This is a genomic window from Streptomyces sp. NH27, from assembly GCF_056859195.1.
In genome coordinates this window covers 1-3739 of the sequence record NZ_JACEGK010000656.1, presented here as the reverse complement: position 1 = coordinate 3739, position 3739 = coordinate 1, and the positions used below count along the sequence as shown (strand labels likewise).

At 74.7% G+C, this 3739-nt stretch carries 2 protein-coding genes; both read left to right on the top strand.

Annotated features, from left to right (window positions below; translation table 11 throughout):
- Positions 1-262: 262 nt before the first annotated feature.
- Entirely contained in the window at positions 263-1519 is a 1257-nt protein-coding gene (locus tag AC13HU_RS33905; RefSeq protein WP_483045828.1) for a ricin-type beta-trefoil lectin domain protein, read from the top strand.
- Positions 1520-1869: 350 nt separating this feature from the next.
- Positions 1870-3723, top strand: coding sequence for a DUF2264 domain-containing protein (locus tag AC13HU_RS33900; RefSeq protein WP_483045827.1), 1854 nt, complete (start codon positions 1870-1872; stop codon positions 3721-3723).
- The last annotated feature ends 16 nt before the right edge of the window (positions 3724-3739 follow it).

Genomic DNA, 3739 nt, shown 5'->3' with positions numbered 1-3739 from the left:
GTGGAGATCACCCTCGGCGGCTGACGGCCGCCCACCCGTTTCTCCCGCGCACCGGGCGCATCACGCCCCGGTGCGCGGCGAGTCAGCCGAACAGAGCACAGCGCGCAGTGTCCTTGGAGCCGTGCTGCGGCTCCCTACGGTTGGAGGTGGCGTGGGAACTTCTCGTGGAAGTGGAAGCAGCGGCAGCAGCGCGAGCGGAAGGCCGGCGGCCGGACGGCGGTGGGCGTTGCTGCCGGTCGGGATCGCGGCGGCCGTCGCGGCGATGGCGGTGTTCCTGGCTCCCGCCGCGGTGGCCGGAACATCGGCGACGCCCTCGGCGGGCGCGGGCCGGACGGTGACGGGCAAGACGGCGGCCGCGGCCGCGGACGACGCCGGGCTGAACTACGTGGCGATGGGCAGTTCGTTCGCCGCCGGGCCGGGTATCCCGCCGGTCCAGACGGGCCCGGGCGCCGCCGCCTGCGCCCGGTCGCAGAACAACTACGCCGGCGTGCTGGCGCGGGACATCGGTGCGAATCTCACCGACGCCTCGTGCGGCGGGGCGACGACGGCGAACGTGCTGACGACCAGCCAGGGCGCGCAGCCGCCGCAGATCGACGCGGTCACCAGCGCCACCCAGCTCGTCACCGTCACCATCGGCGGCAACGACGTGGACTACCTGGGCAGCATCGGCGCGTACTCCTGCCAGACCAGCGGCGGGTCGAACTGCCCCGGCGTGGACCGGGGTTCCATCGACCAGACCTTCGGGGTGCTGGCCGGGCGGCTCGAGGACGTGGTCAACGCGGTGCACGCGACCGCGCCGCAGGCGAAGGTGCTGCTGGTCAACTACTTCACCATCCTGCCGGACTCCGGTGTGTGCACCGGGGTGCCGCTCACCGCGGACCAGGCCGCGTACGAGCGCAGCATCGCGTTCCGGCTGGCCGACGCGACCAGCACCGCCGCGACCGCGACGGGCGCGACGCTGGTCGACCTGGCCGCCGCGAGCCACGGCCACGACGCGTGCGCGGCCGTCCCGTGGGTGGAGACGTACACGCCTGCGGCGGGCCGCACGTCGTACCACCCGAACGAGGCCGGGATGAGCGGCGCGGCCACGCTGGTGGAGTCCGCGTTGGCGTCCACCGGCCAGACCCGTACCGGCCCGATCGGTTCCGGCATTCCGGGCAAGTGCGTGGACGTCGCCAACGCCGGGACCGCGCCCGGCACGCACGTCCAGCTCTACGGCTGCAACGGCACCGGCGCGCAGAACTGGACGGTCGTGCCGGGTGCGGGCGGCGCGCTGCGCGCGCTGGGCGGCTGCCTTGACGTGAGCGGGAGCGGTACCGCCGACGGCACGCTGGTGCAGTGGTGGCAGTGCAACGGCACCGGTGCGCAGCGCTGGCAGGCCGGGGCGAACGGCTCGCTGGTCAATCCGGAGTCCGGGCGCTGCCTGGACGACCCGAACAGTTCGACGGCCGACGGGACCCAGTTGCGGATCTGGGACTGCAACGGCACGGCCGCGCAGAATTGGACCCTGCCGAGCTGACCGGACCGGCCCGTTCGCCGTTGTTCGCCGTCCGTACGCCTGCGGTGTGCCTGCGGTGTGCCTGCGCTGCGCCTGCGGTGCGCCCGGCGTTGGCGCGGTGGGCCGACCCTGCTCGACGGCGTCCGGCCGCTGTGGCCGGGCGCTGTCGAGCCGACCGAACCGGGTCCTGGTTCGGCCCGTACCGGGTCCGTGGTTTTGGGCCGTAACCGGGTCCGTGGTCCGGGTCCGTGGTCCGGGTCCGTGGTCCGGGTTCGTGGTCCGGGTCCGCGTGGCGTGGGGGCCGCGGGCCGTTGACGCCTCCCGATAGAGTTGCGAAAATTATCGCAACTTCACTCGGGAGGCGGCACCCCATGACCACCGGGATCGGCGACGGCGCGCAGGCACGCGCGGACCTTCAGGCGTACGTCGGGGAAATGGCCGCGGCGCTGGTGCCGTATGCGAGCCCGGGAGGCGCGCGGATCAGGCCCGGGGTGAACGTCGCGCACCACGGCGACGCGGCCGCCGACCTGGAGGGGTACGCCCGGCCGCTGTGGGGGCTGGCGCCGCTGGCCGCGGGCGACGGCGACTTCGCGCACTGGGAGCTGTGGGCCCGCGGGCTGGCCGCGGGCACCGACCCCGAACACCCCGAGTACTGGGGCGACATCGGCGACCTGGACCAGCGCCAGGTGGAGACCGCCGCGATCGGATTCGCCCTCGCGCTGGCCCCCGAGCGCTTCTGGGACCCGCTCGACGGCAAGGCGCGCGACCGCGTCGGCCGCTGGCTGGCCGGCTCCCTGGACCGCGCCACCCCGCCGAACAACTGGAACTTCTTCCCGGTCATGGTGCGTCTCGGCCTGGACCGGGTCGGCTACGCCCACGACCGTGACGCCCGGCACGCCCGCCTGGACACCCTGGAGACGTACGTCCTCGGCGACGGCTGGTACGGCGACGGCGCCACCGCGCAGCGCGACTACTACATCCCGTGGGCGATGCACTTCTACGGCCTGATCTACGCGGCGCTCGCCGGCGAGGAGGACCCGGCCAGGACGGAGCGCTTCCGGCAGCGCGCGGCCTCCTTCGCCATGGACTTCCGGCACTGGTTCGCCGACGACGGCGCCGCGGTGCCCTTCGGCCGCAGCCTCACCTACCGCTTCGCGCAGGGTTCCTTCTGGGGCGCGCTGCCGTACGCCGGGGTGGACGCGCTGCCGTACGGCGAGGTCAAGGGCCTGCTGCTGCGGCACCTGCGCTGGTGGCGGGCCCGGCAGGCGGACATCGCGCCCGACGGGGTGCTCTCGATCGGATACGCCTACCCGCAGCCGCTGATGGCCGAGCAGTACAACGGGCCCGGGTCGCCGTACTGGGCGATGAAGGCGTTCCTGCCGCTCGCGCTGCCGGCCGGGCACGACTTCTGGACGGTGGGGGAGGAGCCGCACGCGGCCGCGGAGCCCACCAGGGCAGCTGGGGCGGCCAGTTCGGCCAGTTCAGCCGGGGCGAGCGGGCATGGCGCGCCGGAGGTGTCCACGCAGCCGCACGCCGGCGCCGTCCTGATGCGCTCGGGCGGCGACGTGACCCTGCTCAGCGGGCTCCAGCACGGCACGTGGGCGCGCGCCGGCTCCGCGAAGTACGCCAAGTTCGCCTACTCCACCCGCTTCGGCTTCAGCGTCCCGTCCGGTGAACTCGGCCTGATCCACGGGGCGTACGACTCGATGCTCGCGGTGAGCGACGACGCCCCGGACGCCGAGCCGGTGCACTTCCGGGTCCGCGAGGTGAACGAGGAGCCGCTGACCGCGGCCGACGGCACCGTGTGCAGCACCTGGCACCCCTGGCCCGACGTCGAGATCACCACCTGGCTGAGCGCGGCCGCGCCCTGGCATCTGCGTACCCACCGCATCCGCACCGCCCGGCAACTGCACACCGCGGAAGGGGGGTTCGCCGTCGACCGCGACGGCGGGCCGGTCCGGTCCGAGGGCGCGGCCGGCAGCGCGGTCGTGGTGTCCGTCGCCGGCGACCTCAGCGGGCTGCGCGACCTCGGCGAGGGCGCCTCCCGCGCGGGGCACGTCGTCGAGGCGCTTCCCGGCACCAACCTGCTGGCCCGCCGTACCGCGGTGCCCACGCTCACGGTGCAACGGGGGCCGGGGGCGCCCTGGGTGCGCTGCGCGGTGCTGGCCGTGGGGGCCGCGGGGGCCGAGGCGTGGGACGGGCCGGTGCCGCCGGCCGGCGGCTGAACGCCTGGGCCCTGAG

Excerpts from the sequence above, each read along its gene's own strand:
- AC13HU_RS33900 (WP_483045827.1), top strand. The coding sequence starts at position 1,870 with ATGACCACCGGGATCGGCGACGGCGCGCAGGCACGCGCGGACCTTCAG.
- AC13HU_RS33905 (WP_483045828.1), top strand. The coding sequence starts at position 263 with ATGGCGGTGTTCCTGGCTCCCGCCGCGGTGGCCGGAACATCGGCGACG.